The sequence below is a fragment of the Streptomyces rectiviolaceus genome (assembly GCF_039533825.1).
GTDB classification, from domain to species: Bacteria; Actinomycetota; Actinomycetes; order Streptomycetales; family Streptomycetaceae; genus Streptomyces; species Streptomyces rectiviolaceus.
On record NZ_BAAAUG010000009.1, the window covers coordinates 67,773 to 70,452 of the forward strand.

The window sequence follows — 2,680 nt, forward strand, 5'->3', positions numbered from 1 at the left end:
CGACGAGGTACGCCGCCTCATCGCGGACCGCATCGGCGCCGACCCCGGCCCCGAACTCCGCGCCCTCCACGAGGAACTGCTGCACGACGACGGCCCGCACGCCTCGCAGCCCCCGCAGCCACCTCCCGCACCGGCCCGCCCGCCGGAGAGACCGCAGGGCAACCTGCGGGCCAGGCTCACCTCCTTCGTCGGCCGCGAGGGCGACATCGAGGCCATCCGGGGAGACTTGGCGCGGGCCCGCCTCGTCACGCTGCTCGGGCCGGGCGGCGCCGGGAAGACGCGGCTCTCGCAGGAGGCCGCAGAGGCCTACGCGAGCGGCGTGCCCGACGGCGTATGGCTGGCCGAGCTCGCGCCGGTCGAGGACCCGGACGCGGTGCCCGAGGCGGTCCTCACCGCGCTCGGCGCCCGCGAGACGGTGCTGCGCGGCGCGGGCGCCGAAGAGATGCGGGCGGTGTCGGAGTGGCACGGCGACGACCCCGTCGTACGCCTCACCGAGCACTGCGCGCCGCGCCGCATGCTCCTGATCCTCGACAACTGCGAGCACGTCATCGACGCCGCGGCCCGCCTCGCCGACCGGCTGCTCGCGCACTGCCCCGGCCTCACGGTCCTCGCCACGAGCCGTGAACCCCTGGGCGTACCGGGGGAGTTGCTGCGCCCCGTGGAGCCCCTGCCGGAACCGATCGCGCTGCGCCTGCTCGCCGACCGCGGCGCGGCGGCGCGGCCCGGCTTCCGTGTCGAGGACGACCGGTCGGCGGCGGCCGAGATCTGCCACCGCCTCGACGGCCTGCCGCTGGCCATCGAACTGGCCGCGGCCCGCCTGCGCATGCTCACCCCCCGGCAGATCGCCGACCGCCTTGACGACCGCTTCCGCCTCCTGACGAACGGCGCCCGCACGGTCCTGCCCCGCCAGCAGACCCTGCGCGCGGTCGTCGACTGGTCCTGGGACCTCCTGGACGCCCCTGAGCGCACCGTCCTGCGCCGCCTGTCCGTCTTCGCGGGCGGCTGCGACCTGGCCGCCGCCGAGGAGGTGTGCGGGGCACCGGCCGAGCCCGCCGCGGCCGGTGACGGGGCGGGGCTCCGCCCGCTCGACGTCGCCGACGTGCTCGGTTCCCTCGTCGACAAGTCCCTTGTCGTCGCCGCCCCTTCGCCGCAGGACGGCATGCGCTACCGGCTCCTGGAGACCGTCGGCGAGTACGCGGGGGAGCGGCTCGACGAGGCCGGTGACCGCGGCGCCGCGGAACGGGCCCACCTGGTGTACTTCCGTGAGCTGGCCCGGGTCACCGAACCGCGGCTGCGGGGCGGCGGGCAGCGCGAGGCCGTCGGCCGGCTCGAGGTCGAGTACGAGAATCTGCGCACCGCCCTGCGGCACGCGGTCGCCGCACGGGACGAGCAGGAGGCGCTCTGCCTCGTCCTCTCGCTCTCCTGGTTCTGGACGATCCGCGACCTGCGCATCGAGACCCGCAACTGGTCCCGCGACGTCGTGGCCCTCGGTCCCGACCCCTTCGTGCGTCCCGTCACCCCGGTGGAACCGCTCTACGAACGCTGCACGGACAGCCCGCCGCCCATGCGCCCCGAGGTGCTCGAAGAGGCCCGGCGCGGGGTCCACCTCATCCAGCTCTCCTGCATGGACATGAACATGGAGGCGTGGCAGACGCCCGAGGCCCTGGAGAAGCTCGCGGGCATCAGGGAGGCGTACCGGCCGGGTCTTCCGCAGACCTGCTGGTCGCCGGGGAGCCTGTGGTTCTTCGCGGTGCTCCTCGACGGGAACATCGACCACCTGCACGACATCATCGACGCGGCCATCGTCACCTGCCGCGAGCGGGGGTACGACTGGGAGCTCGCCGCGGCCTTGCAGCAGCGCGCCAACATCCTCGCCAACCGCTCCGACTGGGCCGGTGACGCCCGCCGTGACGCCGACGAGTCCCTGGAGATCTTCACCCGGCTCGGCGACGTGTGGGGCATGGCCGAGGCGCTCTCCTCGCGCGGCGAGGCCCATGAGCGGCGCGGCCGTTTCGCCCTCGCCGCCGAGGACTTCGGCGCGGCCATCGAGCACGCGGAGCGGCTCGGCGCGCCCGCGCAGGTGAGCGTGCTGACGGCCCGGCTCGGGGCGGTCCTCGCCGAGGCGGGAGAGCTGGCGCGGGGCGAGGAACTGCTCTGGTCGGTCATGGAGCGCGACGGCGTGGGCGGCCACTCCTCCGGCGAGTCCATGCCCGCCGCCCGGTTCTTCCTCGTCGACCTGCTCGGCCGCACCGGCCGCACCGCCGAGGCGCGCGAACAACTCCGGCTGCTGCAGGCCGAGTTCAAGGCCGTCGACTTCGTCATCTTCGAGGGTTTCATGCTGGGCGCCGAGGCCTGGCTCGACACCGTGGACGGCCGTCATGCCGAGGGCCTGGCCACGGCGCGCGCCGCGCTCGACAAGTCCCTCGACCCGCTGACCAAGATGATCGCGCCGCAGATGACCGCCGTTCACCTCACCACCGCCGCGCGCGCCCTGGCCGCGCTCGACGCCGGACGGCGCGCCCGCGACGCCGCGCGGCTGATCGCCGTCGCCGGCCGTGAGCTGCCGCCGGGCCACTTCGCCGCCGCCGCGGAGCGCGAGATCCACACGGCCGCCGTGGAGTTGGCGCGCGGGGCACTGGGTGACGCCGCGTACGAGGCCGCGTACGCGGAAGGGGGGGGG

1 protein-coding gene is annotated in these 2,680 nt (G+C 75.1%); it reads left to right on the forward strand.

Annotated elements, in window-relative coordinates; genetic code table 11:
• On the forward strand, window positions 1-2,680 hold a 2,680-nt coding region (locus ABD378_RS01015), incomplete at both ends, for an ATP-binding protein (protein WP_344518309.1).